Source organism: Burkholderia sp. DN3021, assembly GCF_049805555.1.
In the GTDB taxonomy this organism is placed as follows: domain Bacteria; phylum Pseudomonadota; class Gammaproteobacteria; order Burkholderiales; family Burkholderiaceae; genus Burkholderia; species Burkholderia pyrrocinia_C.
Window position 1 is genome coordinate 25,082 of record NZ_JBNCAB010000064.1, and the last position, 15,712, is coordinate 40,793.

The 15,712-nt window shown below is 68.2% G+C and carries 13 protein-coding genes and 2 pseudogenes; 8 read left to right on the forward strand and 7 right to left on the reverse strand.

Features of this window, described 5'->3' with window-relative positions; all coding sequences use genetic code 11:
- Positions 1–120: 120 nt before the first annotated feature.
- Together ACPUER_RS26190 and ACPUER_RS26195 are read right to left on the reverse strand one after the other, a co-directional pair.
- Positions 121–1,095 carry a LysR family transcriptional regulator gene (locus tag ACPUER_RS26190; protein WP_175961984.1) on the reverse strand — a complete coding sequence of 325 codons (975 nt, stop codon included), beginning with the start codon at positions 1,093–1,095 and terminating at the stop codon, positions 121–123.
- Between the two features lie 174 nt (positions 1,096–1,269).
- A complete protein-coding gene (locus ACPUER_RS26195; protein WP_425132511.1) occupies positions 1,270–2,241 on the reverse strand; it encodes a GlxA family transcriptional regulator in 972 nt (323 codons plus the stop codon).
- A 117-nt stretch (positions 2,242–2,358) separates the two neighbouring features.
- Between ACPUER_RS26195 and ACPUER_RS26200 the strand changes: the two genes are divergently transcribed.
- Both ACPUER_RS26200 and ACPUER_RS26205 read left to right on the forward strand, forming a co-directional pair.
- On the forward strand, positions 2,359–3,042 hold the full coding sequence (locus tag ACPUER_RS26200) for a DJ-1/PfpI family protein (protein WP_425132512.1): 684 nt from the start codon (positions 2,359–2,361) through the stop codon (positions 3,040–3,042).
- Positions 3,043–3,101: 59 nt separating this feature from the next.
- On the forward strand, positions 3,102–3,413 hold the full coding sequence (locus tag ACPUER_RS26205; protein WP_175961987.1) for a cupin: 312 nt from the start codon (positions 3,102–3,104) through the stop codon (positions 3,411–3,413).
- Between the two features lie 36 nt (positions 3,414–3,449).
- Here ACPUER_RS26205 and ACPUER_RS26210 read toward each other — a convergent pair whose 3' ends face one another.
- The gene (locus ACPUER_RS26210) at positions 3,450–3,734 is read right to left on the reverse strand and encodes a PAAR domain-containing protein (RefSeq protein ID WP_175961988.1); all 285 of its coding nucleotides are present in this window, start codon (positions 3,732–3,734) and stop codon (positions 3,450–3,452) included.
- Between the two features lie 245 nt (positions 3,735–3,979).
- Positions 3,980–4,372, reverse strand: a complete 393-nt coding sequence (locus tag ACPUER_RS26215; RefSeq protein WP_425132513.1) for an MAPEG family protein — start codon at positions 4,370–4,372, stop codon at positions 3,980–3,982.
- Between the two features lie 421 nt (positions 4,373–4,793).
- Here ACPUER_RS26215 and ACPUER_RS26220 point away from each other — a divergent pair, with 421 nt between their 5' ends.
- A complete protein-coding gene (locus tag ACPUER_RS26220) occupies positions 4,794–7,901 on the forward strand; it encodes a transglycosylase domain-containing protein (protein WP_425132514.1) in 3,108 nt (1,035 codons plus the stop codon).
- Positions 7,902–7,935: 34 nt separating this feature from the next.
- Here the strand turns inward: ACPUER_RS26220 and ACPUER_RS26225 are convergent, their stop codons facing one another.
- Positions 7,936–8,283 (reverse strand): GFA family protein, encoded by a 348-nt coding sequence (locus ACPUER_RS26225; protein WP_175961991.1) that lies wholly within the window; start codon positions 8,281–8,283, stop codon positions 7,936–7,938.
- Between the two features lie 152 nt (positions 8,284–8,435).
- On the opposite strand from ACPUER_RS26225, the pseudogene ACPUER_RS26230 reads away from it, so the two are divergent.
- Positions 8,436–8,695: pseudogene (locus ACPUER_RS26230) on the forward strand (DUF1272 domain-containing protein).
- Positions 8,696–8,722: 27 nt separating this feature from the next.
- On the opposite strand, the gene ACPUER_RS26235 reads toward ACPUER_RS26230, so the two are convergent.
- Entirely contained in the window at positions 8,723–9,406 is a 684-nt protein-coding gene (locus tag ACPUER_RS26235; protein WP_175962077.1) for a FadR/GntR family transcriptional regulator, read from the reverse strand.
- Positions 9,407–9,561: 155 nt separating this feature from the next.
- Between ACPUER_RS26235 and dgoD the strand changes: the two genes are divergently transcribed.
- Entirely contained in the window at positions 9,562–10,710 is a 1,149-nt protein-coding gene (dgoD, locus tag ACPUER_RS26240; protein ID WP_072443519.1) for a galactonate dehydratase, read from the forward strand.
- Positions 10,711–10,866: 156 nt separating this feature from the next.
- Here the strand turns inward: dgoD and ACPUER_RS26245 are convergent, their stop codons facing one another.
- Positions 10,867–11,799 (reverse strand): CopD family protein, encoded by a 933-nt coding sequence (locus ACPUER_RS26245; protein WP_310142381.1) that lies wholly within the window; start codon positions 11,797–11,799, stop codon positions 10,867–10,869.
- Between the two features lie 378 nt (positions 11,800–12,177).
- Here ACPUER_RS26245 and ACPUER_RS26250 point away from each other — a divergent pair, with 378 nt between their 5' ends.
- The 3 genes and pseudogenes from ACPUER_RS26250 to ACPUER_RS26260 form a co-directional block, all read left to right on the forward strand.
- Positions 12,178–12,942, forward strand: a complete 765-nt coding sequence (locus ACPUER_RS26250) for a c-type cytochrome (RefSeq protein WP_111016172.1) — start codon at positions 12,178–12,180, stop codon at positions 12,940–12,942.
- A gap of 19 nt (positions 12,943–12,961) precedes the next feature.
- Positions 12,962–14,254, forward strand: a pseudogene (locus ACPUER_RS26255) (c-type cytochrome); the annotation flags it as partial.
- Between the two features lie 73 nt (positions 14,255–14,327).
- Positions 14,328–15,712, forward strand: a 1,385-nt coding sequence (locus tag ACPUER_RS26260) for a DEAD/DEAH box helicase (protein ID WP_425132515.1), incomplete at its 3' end; no start/stop codon positions are given.

Below are 15,712 nucleotides of genomic sequence, written 5' to 3' on the forward strand. Positions count from 1 at the left end.
CTCATCCGATTCGCGATCCTCTCGCGCCGCCTCCCGCCGGCATGCGGCATTTCACGCGCCCCGGCACCGACGGCCCCCGCTTTGCGGACACAACGGCCGAAACCGCCGCGTCCCGGCTCGTTACGCCGCCACCGTCCCGCGCCGCTCCTCCGGCAACTGCCCGCGCACCTTCCCGCGCCAGTTCTCCCCGCCTTCCAGCGCCGGTGTCGACTCGAACACCTCCGCGATCCAGTCGGCGAACACACGCACCTTCTGCGACAAATGCCGGTTGTGCGGATAGACGATCGAAATCGGCTTCGGCTTCGGATTGCAGTCCGGCAGCACCTCGACCAGCGATCCGTCGAGCAGGTTCGGCAGCACCATGAACAGCGTCGGCTGGATCATCCCGAACCCTTCGAGCCCGCACGTCACGTAGGCATCCGAATCGTTGACCGTGACGCTCCCGCTCATCCGTACCTCGACCGGCTTGCCGTCGATCATGAACACCCACGGAATCGCACGCGCGCCGTGGCTCGAACGGAAATTCACCGCATGATGTTCCGCGAGATCGGCAATCTCGTGCGGCTCGCCGTGACGCGCGACGTAATCGGGCGACGCGCAGGTCACGCGCTTCAGCATCCCGATGCGCCGCGCAACCATCGACGAATCCTCGAGCGGCCCGACCCGGATCATGCAGTCGATGCCCTCCTCGACCGGATCCACGTAGCGGTCGGAAAGCCCCAGCTCGAGCGTGATGTCCGGATAACGCTGCCGGAAAATCGACAGCGACGGCAGCACGATGCGCCGCCCGAGCGAACTCGGCATGTGGACGCGCAGCACGCCGCTCGGCTTGCGGTTGCCGGTCTGGAAGCTCGCGTCGGCTTCCGCGATCTCCGCGATGATCTTCATGCAATGCTCGTAGTACGCGGCACCTTCCGGCGTCAACGACAGCCGGCGCGTCGTCCGGTGCATCAGGCGCACGCCGAGCAGCGCCTCGAGATTCTGGATGATGGTCGTCACCGACGCGCGCGGCATCGCGAGCGTGTCGGCCGCGCGCGTAAAGCTGTTCGCGTCGACCACACGGGTAAAAACTTCCATTGCCTGGATTCGGTCCATGCTGCCCCCCTTCGAATCGCCAACGGAACAGAATAGAGCGCGCGGCGGGCGCGACACAAGCCCCCGACCATTGTTCTCCAACCCTGAATAGTCTTGGAATTTCGCACTGGAAAATGATCGGTTTTCGTTCAGTTCCACACGACAACCGCTCCGGCCCCGATCGCGCGCCGCGCGTTACCGCACGAACCGCTCCCGATACGCCTGCGGCGACACGCCCAGCACACGCACGAAGCTGCGCCGCAACGTCTCCTCCGAACCGAATCCGCACCGCGCGGCGATCCGCTTGACGGGCCAAGTCGTTTCGCCGAGCAGGCGCTGCGCGGCCTCGACGCGGATCTGCTCGACCGCGCGCGCGGGCGTGCGGCCGGTTCCCGCACGATAGTGGCGCACGAAGCTGCGTTCGCTCATGCGCACGCGCTCGGCCAGCGCGGACACCGACAGGTCGGCCGTCAGGTGCTCGGCCATCCACGCATGCAGTTCGCCGAACCGGTCGTCGGTGCGCTGCATCGACAGCATCGCGCTGAACTGCGCCTGTCCGCCCGGACGCTTGAGGAACACGACGAGTTCGCGCGCGGCGTCGAGCGCGGTCGCGCGGCCGAGATCCTCCTCGACCAGCGCGAGCGCGAGATCGATGCCGGCCGTCACGCCGGCCGACGTCCACAGCGCGCCCTCGCGGATGAAGATCGGATCGGCTTCGACGCGCACGTTCGGGTAGCGCGCCGCGAATTCGTCGCAGCGCGCCCAGTGCGTAACCGCACGCCGTCCGTCGAGCAGGCCAGCCTCGGCGAGCAGGAACGCACCGGTGCAGACCGACGCAACGCGCCGCGCACGCTCCGCCTGCTGCCGCACCCAGCGCACCAGCCGGGCATCCTGCGATGCCGCGTGCACGCCCTTGCCGCCCGCGACGATCACCGTATCGGGACGGCGCGCGGCCGAGCGCAGCGACTCGGCCATCACGACGAGGCCCGACGACGTCTCGACGGGCCCGGCGTCGGCCGCGACGACACGCGGCGCATACGGCGCCGGCTGCCCGCGCTCAAGCGCGAGTTCGTTGACGGACGCGAACACCTGCAGCGGCCCCGACACGTCGAGCAATTGTGCACGGGGAAATGCAAGGACCAGGATCGAGCGCGGGGCGGCAGGCATGGCGATTGGCTGAAAACGTGGGCGATATGGCAATTTCGCCAAACACTACGCGCCTAGAATCGGTCTGTCCATCGTGTGCCGGCAACGGCGCGTTCCTCTTCCACCCGGAGTCTTCGCATGACCCTGCATATCGGCCTTCTCGTGTTTCCCGGCGCCCAGCAACTCGATCTCACCGGCCCGCACGACGTGCTCGCGTCGCTGCCCGACGCGGCCGTCCACCTGGTCTGGAAGTCGCGCGACACAGTCGCGTCGAGCAGCGGCCTCGCGCTCGCGCCGACCTGCACGTTCGACGACTGCCCGCCGCTCGACGTGATCTGCGTGCCGGGCGGCATCGGGATCAACGACCTGCTGCTCGACGCCGAAACGATCGCGTTCGTGCAGCAGCGCGCGGCTACCGCGCGCTACGTGACGTCGGTCTGCACGGGCGCGCTGCTGCTCGGCGTGGCCGGCCTGCTGCGCGGTCGGCGTGCGACGACGCACTGGGCGTTCCACACGCTGCTCGAACCGCTGGGTGCGGTGCCCGTGCGCGAGCGCGTCGTGCGCGACGGCAACCTGATCACCGGCGGCGGCGTGACGGCCGGTATCGACTTCGCGCTGACGATCGCCGCGGAACTGGCCGGCGATGAAGAGGCGCAGGCGATCCAGCTTCAGCTCGAATACGCGCCTGCGCCGCCGTTCAACGCCGGCTCGCCCGACACCGCGCCGGCATCGGTCGTGAAGCGCGTCACCGAACGTTCGGCGGCCAGCTTTGCGAAACGCAAGCAGACAATCGAGCAGGCGCTGCGCGCGATGTCGCGCTGAATGCGGATGCAGGAGAATTGACGGGAAGACGACGCGCATTCGCGCCGGAGAACATATCGATGAACATCATCCGCAGCGCGGCATTCACCGCGGACCGCCCGTGGGGCGCGCTCGACATCGCGAACCTGAACGGCATCACGGTCCGCCTGCACTGGACCGACCAGCCGTATCGATGGCATGTGAACGACGGCGACGAAGTGTTCGCGGTGCTCGACGGTCGCGTCGAGATGCGCTATCGCGTAGCAGGCATCGAGCACGCGACGGTGCTCGAAACCGGCGACGTCTTCCACGCGACGGTCGGCACCGAGCACGTCGCGCATCCGCTCGGCGAAGCGCGCATCCTCGTGATCGAGACGGAAGGCAGCGTCTGACGGCAGGCCGCCGTGCGCCGTGCCGCGCGGCGGGTTTTACCCCGAGATCGTCCCCGTGCCCTGCGACGGGATCAGTTTCGGTTGCGGCGTGCACTGGCACTGGCACAGGTCGTGTTCGAGCGCGACGACCTTGCCCATCACGGTCATCGTCCGCTCGCCGCCGTCCGACACGATCACACCTGTCGTCTTGCACGTGGCGCAGAACACGGGCGCGCCGAGATAGGCGAGTTCGCGTCCGTCGAACGACGAATTGGCGATCCCTTCGAGCACCACGCCGCCGTGGTCGGTCGTGTCGCCCTTCAGAATGAATTTGCGGCTCATGATGTCGGTTCTTCCCTCGGAAACGCCGCGCCGCGCGGCAGCGAGGCCGCGCACGGGCAATCGGAAACCGCCCGTCGATCGCGGGCGTCCCGCGAGCATATCACCGCTCGCGGCGGCCGCCGTCGCCCGCCCCGTCGAGTCGGCGCCAGACGCGCACCGGCAGACGGCGGTCAGATACACATCGGTGCGCTTCGACAGGAAGCAGTCGAGCCCTGCCGCGACCTGGCGATACGTCGCGCCGCCGCTCAGACGAACAGCGCGATGCACAGCGCGGCGCCGCACAGATACGTGCCGATCGCGCCGATGAAACGCACGGGATTCGGCCTGGCCATCGTCGGCCACGCGAGCAATCCGATCACGAGCAGGCAACGGCATGCAGTCGCCGCGACGATCAGCGACAGGATCGCGCGCGACGGATCGTGTGCGCCGAAATAGAGAAACAGCACCGCGAGAAACGGCGCGTATTCGGCCGTGTTGCCGTGCGCGCGCACGATCTTGTGCAACCCGTTCGTCGGATCGGGCGCACACCCGGATCCGGTGGTGCACCGGAAGCGCGTGACGGACACGACAAGTCCGAGCCCGAACAACAGCAGCCCGAGGATGGCCGTGCAAACGAGCGCGACGGGATGGATCGGCATGGGACTCCCGGCGAAAGCGAAAATGCGCCGCAGATCCGGCGATCCTACCCTCTGCCGGCGTGCACGGCTATCGCGGAAACCCGTAGCGTCGCCATGCGCCGGCCGCGATTTCGCGAACAGGATCCGGCCCGATTTGCCGCGATGCCGCACCGCACGAAACCGGTGCAGCGCCCCTGCCCGGCCACCCGGGCCTGCCCGCCGAAACCGTTGTCGCGCGGACGCTTAGGCACGGCACGCGCAAACGTTTCGCCGCGACGGCGTGCGCCATCGCATCGCAACGCCGGTCGCCGCGCGTCACAGGCACGCGCGTTGCATCGGCGCATCTCGGTAGTGAACCGCCCTTGGCAGCCCGCGGTTGAGGACTACACTAATCCTTAATGGGGTGCGGCCGGACAGCCTGTGCCCTCAGGGAGACGCCGCCATGAATCGGCCGCTTAATCGTATCCTGCCGCGCGTGACCGGTCTCGCATCGGTCTGGACGTGGGTCAAATGGTCTTTGCTGGCCGCGCTGCTGATCGCGCTCGCGATAATCGCGCGGCTCGTGCAGACCGAGATCGAAACGTCCCGGCTGCAGGCGCGCTACCTGTCCGAGCTCACCCGCGATGTCGGCTACACGGTCGAAACGGGCCCGAGCGATCACATCCGCTTCCCCGCCAACGGCCCCTACGACCAGCGCCTCGGCTACGCGATGATTCCGTCCTTCCAGGAGCGGCTGCTCGCGCGCGGTTTCGTCGTCGGCAAACAGGCGCGCGATTCGCAACGGATGCTGTCGCTCGGCGAGCGCGGGTTGTTCCTCCCTTACGAAGAAAAGGACCAGACAGGCCTGATGCTGTTCGATTCGACCGGCGCGCCGCTGTTCGCGACCGTGTTCCCGCAGCGCGTCTATGCCGACTTCGACACGGTGCCGCGCGTGGTCGTCGATTCGCTGCTGTTCATCGAGGATCGCTACCTGCTCGACGCGAACGAACCGAACCGCAACCCGGCGATCGACTGGGGGCGCTTCAGCCGCGCGCTCGCCGACCAGGCGCTGCACGTCGTCAACCGTCACCAGGCGCGCCCGGGCGGCAGCACGCTCGCGACCCAGATCGAGAAGTTCCGCCATTCGCCCGAAGGCCGCACCGCGACGCCGCCCGAGAAGCTGCGGCAGATCGCGTCGGCGTCGGTCCGCGCGTATCTGAACGGCCCGCAGACGATGCTCGCGCGCCGCACGATCGTCGTGCGCTACCTGAACTCGGTGCCGCTCGCCGCGCGGCCGCATATCGGCGAAATCACCGGCATCGGCGACGGTCTCGCCGCCTGGTACGGCCGCGACTTCAACGACGTGAACCGGATCCTGTCCGCGCCGACGACCGGCGACAACGTCGACGAACAGGGCAAGACGTTCCGCGAGGTGCTGTCGCTGATCATCGCGCAGCGCGCGCCGTCGTACTTCCTCAACCGCGGCTATCCGGCGCTGCAGCGGCTGACCGACAGCTACCTGCGGCTGCTGTCGAACGGCGGCGTGATCTCGCCTGCATTGCGCGATGCCGCGCTGTCCGCGCAGATCGAACGCAGCGCGCCGCCTGCCGCCGCGCAGGTGCAATCGTTCGTGTCGCGCAAGGCGGTGTCGTCCGCGCGCGCGTCGCTGCTGTCGGCACTCGGCATCAGCGACGTCTACCAGCTCGACCTGCTCGACCTGGAGGCGACCAGCACGCTCGACAACGGCGTGCAGCGCGCCGTCGCCGAGCGGCTCGCGAAGGCATCGACGCGCGACGGCGCGCAGGCCGCCGGCCTCTATGGCTACGAGATGCTCGCGCCGAAGGACGACCCGTCGCATCTCACGTACAGCTTCACGCTGTACGAACGCCGCAACGGCGCGAACATGCTGCGCGTACAGACCGACAGCGTGAACGAGCCGTTCGACGTGAATCGCGGCGGCCGCATCAACCTCGGCTCGACCGCGAAACTGCGCACGCTGATCACGTACCTGCAGATCGTTTCCGATCTGCACGCGCGCTATGCGAACCTGTCGAACGCGCAGCTTGCGCGCGTGAAACCCGACCCGGTCGACGCGCTGTCGCGCTGGGCGCTCGACTATCTGTCGCATACGCGCGACCGCTCGCTGCAGGCGATGCTCGACGCGGCCGTCGAACGCAAGTATTCGGCGAGCCCCGACGTGTTCTACACGGGCGGCGGCGCGCAGGTGTTCTCGAACTTCGAGAAGTCGGACAACGGCCGCATCCTGACGCTGCACACTGCGTTCGAGCATTCGGTCAACCTCGTGTTCGTGCGGCTGATGCGCGACATCGTCCACTACGAGACGCTGCAGGCGGCCGGCCCGTCGTCGTCGTGGCTCGGCGATCCCGAACAGCGCCGGCATTACCTGCAGCAGTTCGTCGACGGCGAAAGCCAGGTCTACGTGAAGCGCTACTACACGCGCTATGCGGGCAAGGCACCCGACGACGCACTCGCGCTGATGCTGAAGGACGTGCGCAAGTCGCCGCCGAAGATCGCGACGGTGCTGCGCAGCGTCGCGCCGAACGAATCGCTCGCGTGGTTCGATGCGCAGATGCGCGCGCAACTGAAGGGCACGCCGGCCGCGACGCTGTCCGACGACGATCTCGCCGCGCTCTACGCGAAATACGCGATCGACCGGTTCAACCTCAACGATCGCGGCTATATCGCGAGCGTGCACCCGCTCGCGCTGTGGACGCTCAACTACCTGCGCGCGCACCCGAGCGCGTCGCTCGGCGAGGTCCAGCGCGAGAGCCGCGATGCGCGTTTCTACACGTATTCGTGGCTGTACAAGACGCGCTACCACGCGACCCAGGACCGCCGCATCCGCCGCATGGTCGAGCTGCGCGCGTACGCGGAGATCACGAAGTCGTGGCGCGCGCTCGGCTACCCGTTCGCGGAAGTCACGCCGTCCTACGCGGCCGCGATCGGCGCATCGGGCGACCAGCCCGACGCGCTCGCGAAACTGATCGGCCTGATCGCGAACGGCGGCCAGAAAGCGCCGACCGAGACGATCACGCGGCTCGACTTCGCGAAGGGCACGCCGTACGAAACGCGCTTCGTGCGCGCGGCCGCGCAGCCGCAGCCGATGCTGTCGCCGGAAATCGTCAACGTGGCGCACACGCTGCTGCGCGACGTCGTGCTCAGCGGCACCGCGCGCCGCCTCGCGGGCGGCTTCACGCTGCCCGACGGCAAGACGCTCGAGGTATACGGCAAGACGGGGACGGGCGACCAGCGCTTCAACATCTATGCGCGCGGCGCGCGGCTGATCGAGTCGCGCAAGGTAAACCGCAGCGGCACGTTCGTGTTCGTGATCGGCGACCGGTTCTTCGGGGTCCTGACGGCAACCGCGCACGAACCGTACGCGGCGCGCTACGACTTCACGAGCGCGATGGCCGTGCAGTTGCTGAAGTCGATGGCGCCGGCGCTCGCGCCGCTGATCGAACGCCCGGCCGCCACCGGCACGCACGCCGCGGACCCCGCGCCGCAGGCGGAAATGCCCGCGCCGGGCACCGCGTCGGCGCAACCTTCCTGACCGCGGCACATACGTTCACGCGACGGCACGCCGCTCAGTGCGAGCGGCCGTCATAGTGCGTGACGGGCAGCGCGTCGAGGTCGATATCCTCGAGGCAGCGCACGTTGATCGCGGCCATCGCGGTGCCGTTCGGATGAACGCCCTCGGCGAACGGATGCATCCCGCAGCGCTTGCAGAAGCGATGCCTGATCGCGTGCTTGTTGAACAGGTAGGTCGCGAGATTCTCGTCGGGCGTGAGGAGCTTCATGTGGTCGCGCGGAACGAACCACATCAGCGCGCCCTTGCGCTGGCAGATCGAGCAGTTGCACGCCATCACGCCCTGCAAGTCGCCTTCCACTTCGAACTTCACGTCTCCACAGTGACAGCTTCCGCGATAAAGCATGGTCGTCTCCCGGTGTGGCCCGTGCGCGTCGACGGCGCCCGGACGGACGCCGTTGGCCAGGCCGATTCAAGCGGGTACGGTAGCGCGCGCATGCGCCGCGCGCAATGTCCGGCGGCGCCCGTCCCGAACCTCCCCAATCAAGGAAAACCGTCATGCTCGAACTGCGCCCCGGCTGCGAATGCTGCGACAAGGACCTGCCGCCCGATTCGGCGGATGCGCGCATCTGCACCTTCGAGTGCACGCGGGCGGCGAGCCGTTCTGCGCGACCTGCGCCGACGACGTGCTGAAAGGTCGCTGCCCGAACTGCGGCGGCGACCTGGTCGTGCGCCCGCGGCGTCCGGCAAGCCTGCTCGCGAAGTATCCTGCGTCGACGCAGCGCATCCACAAGCCGGGCGGTTGCGCGAACGCCTGACGACGCCGCACCGCCGGCCCCCGCCCGTCACGACATCTCGATCCGCGCGCGCGTCACCGCGAGCAGCGCCGCCATCGCGCGGCGTGCGCCGTCCTCATCGCGCACGCGGATCGCGTCGCTGACGGTCGTGTGCTCGGCGAGCGACGCGTTGTACACGTCCGCGCGGCGCGCATTCAGATGCAGTTGCGCCTCGAGCGTGCGGTCGATCAGCGCGCCGAGTGGCACCAGCAGTTCGTTGCCGCCGGCCGCGAGCACGCTCAGGTGAAAGCGCAGGTCGGCGCGCACCCATTCGTCGACGTTGCGCGCGGCAGCCATCGCGCGCGCCGCGTCCTCGATCGCATCGAACGCTTCCGGCGTATGCGCGCGCGCGGCAAGCGCGGCCGCGTACGGCTCGATCATCTCGCGCATCTCCTGCAGCTTCAGCGCGAACGCGAGCGGCGGCGCAACGCGCGCGTACCAGTCGAGCAGGTCGGCGTCGAGCAGGTTCCATGCGTGGCGCGGCCGCACGCGCGTGCCGACCTTCGGCCGCGATTCGACCAGCCCCTTCGACGTCAGCGTGCGCAGCGCCTCGCGCATCACCGTGCGGCTCACGCCGTACAGCTCCATCAGGTCGGGCTCCCTCGGCAGCAGCGATTCGGGCGGATAGTCGCCGCGCAGGATCGCCGTCGCCAGCCGGAAGGCCGTCTGTCCATGCAGGTCGTGTTGAATGATCGTTCTCCGTTGGGCCCGCGTGCCGGCTGCCCACTATCTGCACAATAGTGCTATTAATACTATTTTTTATCCGACTACGCTAGGATAATCGCGAAAGCACGCGACCGCGCGCCGCGCCCGTGCGCCCGCGCCGGCCAACCATGGAGACTCGTATCGTGAAAATCACCCGCCTCGAAACTTTCGTCGTCCCGCCGCGCTGGCTGTTCCTCAAGATCGAAACCGACGAGGGCATCGTCGGCTGGGGCGAGCCGATCGTCGAAGGCCGCGCGCATACGGTCGAGGCCGCGGTGCAGGAACTGGCCGACTACCTCGTCGGCCGCGACCCGCTGCTGATCGAGGATCACTGGCAGGTGATGTACCGCGCGGGCTTCTACCGTGGCGGCCCGATCATGATGAGCGCGATCGCGGGCGTCGACCAGGCGCTTTGGGACATCAAGGGCAAGCATCACGGCGTGCCGGTGCACGCGCTGCTCGGCGGCCAGGTGCGCGATCGCATCAAGGTGTATTCGTGGATCGGCGGCGACCGGCCGAGCGACGTCGCGAACAATGCGCGCGCGGTCGTCGAGCGCGGCTTCAAGGCCGTGAAGATGAATGGTTCCGAGGAGCTGCAGATCGTCGACACCTACGACAAGGTCGAGCAGGTGATCGCGAACGTCGCGGCCGTGCGCGACGCGGTCGGCCCGCACGTCGGGATCGGCGTCGACTTCCACGGCCGCGTGCACAAGCCGATGGCGAAGGTGCTCGCGAAGGAGCTCGACCCGTACAAGCTGATGTTCATCGAGGAACCCGTGCTGTCGGAGAACGCCGAGGCGCTGCGCGACATCGTCAACCAGACCAACACGCCGATCGCGCTCGGCGAACGGCTGTACTCGCGCTGGGACTTCAAGCACATCCTCGCGGGCGGCTACGTGGACATCATCCAGCCCGACGCGTCGCACGCGGGCGGCATCACCGAGTGCCGCAAGATCGCGACGCTCGCGGAGAGCTACGACGTCGCGCTCGCACTGCACTGCCCGCTCGGCCCGATCGCGCTCGCCGCATGTCTGCAGCTCGATGCGGTCAGCTACAACGCATTCATCCAGGAACAAAGCCTCGGCATCCACTACAACCAGGGCAACGACCTGCTCGACTACCTGCGCAACCCCGAGGTGTTCCGCTACGAGGACGGCTTCGTCGCGATCCCGCAGGGCCCGGGGCTCGGCATCGACGTCAACGAGGAGAAGGTGCGCGAGATGGCGAAAACGGGCCACCGCTGGCGCAACCCGGTGTGGCGCCACGCGGACGGCAGCGTCGCCGAGTGGTGAGCACGCTGCGTATCGCGCGCGGCTGCGGCCCGCGCGATACGCATCGACTTCGAAACGGCCGCCCGACAGGCGGTCGTTTTTACGTGAGCGGCGCGACGCGCGGCACGTGCCGCGCACGCGCCCGCGAGCTTGCGTCGCGCCATGCGGAACCCGCCGTCAACCGAGCGCCGCGAACCCCGGCACGCTGAACGACAGCACGGCGGCCGCGACGAACACGCCGATCATCGTCATCCCTTCGAGATGCAGGATGTTGCGGAACGTGTGCGCATCCTCGGTCGACGCGGTGCGGCGCAGCCGCGGCAGCGCCGAGAAGCGGTTCAGGCCGCCGAGCACGAGCGCGAGCGCGACGAGCAGCAGCTTCAGCAGCAACACGCGCCCCCACGTGCTGCCGTCGAGCGGCGCGAGCGAGCCGCCGAGCCCGCGCAGCGCATTGAGCACGCCCGTCCCGAGCAAGAATACGACGGCGATGATCGACGTACGCGACAGTTGCTGGCCGATGCGGATCAGCGCGCCGCGTGCAACCGAAGAACCGAGCGCCGGCAGCACCGCGAGCCCGCCCGCGAGCACGAGGCCGCCCCATACGGCCGTCGCGAGCAGGTGCAGCGTCTGCACGCCGACCGCCGCGGACAGCGCGCCCGTATCGGCCGCATGGCCGAGCGATGCCTTGCCGGCCGCGACCACGATCACCGCGAGCCACAGCACCGCGTGCGCGCCCGGGCCCTCCGGCTTCGCCAGCGCGACGATCGCGAGCACCACCGCGCCGGCGAACGCGACGCTCCACGCGAAGCCCGCGTGCGTCTGCATCAGCACGACGGGAATCGCGGCGAACGCGCCGCCGAGCCCCGCGCCGCTCATCGTCGCGGCCTCGTAGACCAGCCAGCCGAGATCCGCGAGCACGAGCGCCAGCGCCGCCGCGACCAGGGAATGTTGTGCGCGCAACCACGCGGGATGCGAAGGCGAGACGACCGGCCGCGCGCCGTCCTTGCCGAGCCACGCCTTGAGCAGCGCCGAGCCGACCGCCATCGCGAACGCGGCGTCCATCAGCGCCGCGAGCGCGACCTGCCCGATCCACAAGCTGTCGAACTTCATTGCGCGCACCCTCCCGCAAACGGCCGGCCGGCGGCGCGGCGGCAACGGGACAGACAACGGGAACGAGGCAACGGCACGGTAGAAAACGTCATCGATGAATCCGGAAACGGGAGAAATGACTGGACCTGCGGCGGAGGCGGCGCCGCGCGAGTCGCGAGTGTACGGTCTTCGATGGCGAAAGCGCACGCCGGTTCACTTCGCCGCTGTGCAATACGCGTCAAATTGTCGCAAGTCGTAAACAGACAGGAACCGCTGTCCTTTTGCCAAATAGCCGTCATTACCCATCGATGATAGAATGCCGCGTCGCAGCAGCCCGGCTGTCCTGCCGTCCATGCGCCGAGCCGATCGTAGCCCGGACAAGGTCCCCGACGAATAATCATGGAGTCTCGTGTGTCTTCAAGACGCCTCTTCCGTCCGCTGCTCGCCGTTCTGTTGATCGGCGGAGCGGGCCTTATGAGCGCTGCCCAAGCGCAGACCAAGCCCACGGAGCAAGCGCACGCCCAGCAGGCGCCGCTCAAGGCACCCGATACGATGGCCGAGCGCGTGCGCGGCTGTACCGCATGCCACGGCGTCCACGGCCAGGGCACGGACAACGACTACTTCCCGCGTCTTGCCGGCAAGCCGGCCGAGTACCTGTACAACCAGCTCGTCAACTTCCGTGATGGCCGGCGCAAGTACCCGCCGATGAACTACCTGCTGACGTACCTGAACGACGACTACCTGCGCGAAATCGCCGAGCACTTCTCGGCCGAACGCCCGCCGTACCCGGCGCCGGCGAAGCCGACGCTGCCGGCCGCAACGCTCGCGCGCGGCAAGCAGCTCGTCACGCAAGGCGACCCGTCCCGCAAGCTGCCGGCCTGCGTGGCCTGCCACGGCGCAGGGCTGACCGGCATGCAGCCGGCGATCCCCGGCCTCGTCGGCCTGCACGCCGATTACCTGAGCGCACAGCTCGGCGCATGGCGCTCGGGCAACCGCCACGCAAAGGCACCGGACTGCATGCACGACATCGCAGCGAAGCTTTCCGACGAAGACGTGACGGCCGTGACCGCATGGCTCGCCGCGCAACCGGCGCCCGCCAACCCCGTGCCGGCCCCGGCGCGCTCGATGAAGACTCCGCTCGCCTGCGGCAGCGAACCGCAATAAGGCAAGGGAGACAGACACAATGAAACGCAAGTCCCTGTTTGCACTCTCGGCTGTCGCGATCGTCGCGGCTGCCGCCCTCGTGCCGGTCCTGTGGCCGGGCAACGACACGCTGCACGGCGCTGCCGCCGTCGCGGCCACGCCGGCCGACCAGGCTGCGCTGATCAAGAAAGGCGAATACCTCGCGCGCGTCGGCGACTGTATCGCGTGCCACACCGTGCGCGGCGGCAAGTCGTTCGCGGGCGGCCTGCCGATGGCGACGCCGTTCGGCACGATGTACACGCCGAACATCACGCCGGACGACAAGGACGGCATCGGCAAGTGGACCTCGGACGACTTCTACCGCGCGATGCACACGGGTCGCTCGAAGGACGGCAGCCTGCTCTACCCGGGCTTCCCGTTCGCGAGCTACACGAAGGTCACGCGCGCGGATTCGGACGCGATCTTCGCGTACCTGCGCTCGGTCGCGCCGGTGTCGGTGCCGAGCCGTCCGCACGAACTGAAGTTCCCGTTCAACAACCGCAACCTGCTGATCGGCTGGCGCACGCTGTTCTTCAAGGAAGGCGAGTACAAGCCGGATCCGACGAAGTCGGTCGAATGGAACCGCGGCGCCTACCTCGTCGAAGGCCTCGGCCACTGCTCGATGTGCCACACGTCGATCAACATGATGGGCGGCCCGGTGAGCTCGTCGGCGTTCGCAGGCGGCCTGATCCCGCTGCAGAACTGGTATGCGCCGTCGCTGACGAACGACAAGGAACTCGGCCTCGGCGACTGGCACGTGCAGGAGCTGTCCGACCTGCTGCAGGCCGGCGTGTCGCAGAAGGGTGCGGTGTTCGGCCCGATGGCGGACGTGGTCCACAACAGCCTGCAGTACATGACCGACGAAGATACGCGCGCGATGTCGACGTACCTGAAGTCGATCCCGCAGAAGGCTGAAGCGCCGAAGAACATGCAGTACGAGCCGTCGAAGCAGTTCGGCAATGCGCTGTTCGACCAGGGCAAGAAGATCTACGCCGACAACTGCGCGACCTGCCACGCCGAAACCGGCGCGGGCAAGCCGCCGGCATATCCGCCGCTCGCGGGCAACCACTCGATCATGATGGAATCGGCGGTCAACCCGATCCGCATGGTGCTGAACGGTGGCTATCCGCCGAGCACGTTCAAGAATCCGCGTCCGTACGGCATGCCGCCGTTCGCGCAGTCGCTGTCGAACCAGGAAGTCGCAGCCGTTGTAACGTATATCCGGATGTCGTGGGGCAACAACGGTACGCCGATCTCGCCGCAACAGGTGAGCGACCTGCGTTCCGCGCCCCTTTGCTTTTTGCGACGCCAGTCCCCGCGCGGGCCGCGCGAGGTGTCGCCGATCATAAAACTCAAGAGTGGTATCTATGTCTTTCGAATCTCTCGGCCTGGCCGAACCGCTTGTCAAGGCGGTCAACGAGCTCGGCTACACGTCGCCGACTCCGATCCAGCAGCAGGCGATCCCCGCCGTGCTCGGCGGCGGCGACCTGCTCGCCGGCGCACAAACAGGCACCGGCAAGACCGCCGGCTTCACGCTGCCGATCCTGCAGCGCCTGCACACGTTCTACGCCGAGCATCGCGGCGCGAAGCGCGCGGTGCGCGCGCTGATCCTCACGCCGACGCGCGAACTCGCCGCGCAGGTCGAGGAAAGCGTCCGTGCCTACAGCAAGTACCTGAAGCTGCGCTCGACCGTGATGTTCGGCGGCGTCAGCATCAATCCGCAGATCGATGCGCTCAAGCGCGGCGTCGACATCGTCGTCGCGACGCCGGGGCGCCTGCTCGACCACATGCAGCAGAAGACGATCGACCTGTCGAATCTCGACATCCTCGTGCTCGACGAAGCCGACCGGATGCTCGACATGGGCTTCATCCACGACATCAAGCGCGTGCTCGCGAAGCTGCCGCCGCAGCGCCAGAACCTGCTGTTCTCGGCGACCTTCTCCGACGAGATCAAGGCGCTCGCCGACAGCCTGCTCGACTCGCCCGCGCTGATCGAGGTCGCGCGCCGCAACACGACCGCCGAGAGCGTCGCGCAGAAGATCCACCCGGTCGACCGCGACCGCAAGCGCGAGCTGCTCACGCATCTGATCCGCGAACACAACTGGTTCCAGGTGCTCGTGTTCACGCGCACCAAGCACGGCGCGAACAGGCTCGCCGAACAGTTGACGAAGGACGGCATCAGCGCGATGGCGATCCATGGCAACAAGAGCCAGTCGGCCCGCACGCGCGCGCTTGCCGAGTTCAAGAACAGCACGCTGCAGGTGCTCGTCGCGACCGATATCGCCGCGCGCGGGATCGACATCGACCAGTTGCCGCACGTCGTCAACTTCGACCTGCCGAACGTGCCGGAGGATTACGTGCACCGGATCGGCCGCACGGGCCGCGCGGGCGCGACCGGTGAAGCCGTGTCGCTCGTGTGCGTCGACGAGAAGCAACTGCTGCGCGACATCGAGCGGCTGATCAAGCGCGAGATTCCGCAGGAAGTGATCGCGGGCTTCGAACCCGATCCGAACGCGAAGCCGGAGCCGATCCAGCAGCGCCGCGGGCAGCAGCAACCTCGCGGCGGTGGCGGCGGCGGCGGCGGCAATCGCCAGCCGCGCGCAGGCGGCTCAGGCCAGCCGGCCGCGAAGCGCGACGGCAACGCGCAACCGAAGGCATCGCAGCAGAAGGCCGCGAAGCCGCGCACGCAAGGCGGCGCCGGCGGCAGCGGCGGACGCCCGGCGGGCGGCGGCAACAGCGCGCGCCCCGCGAG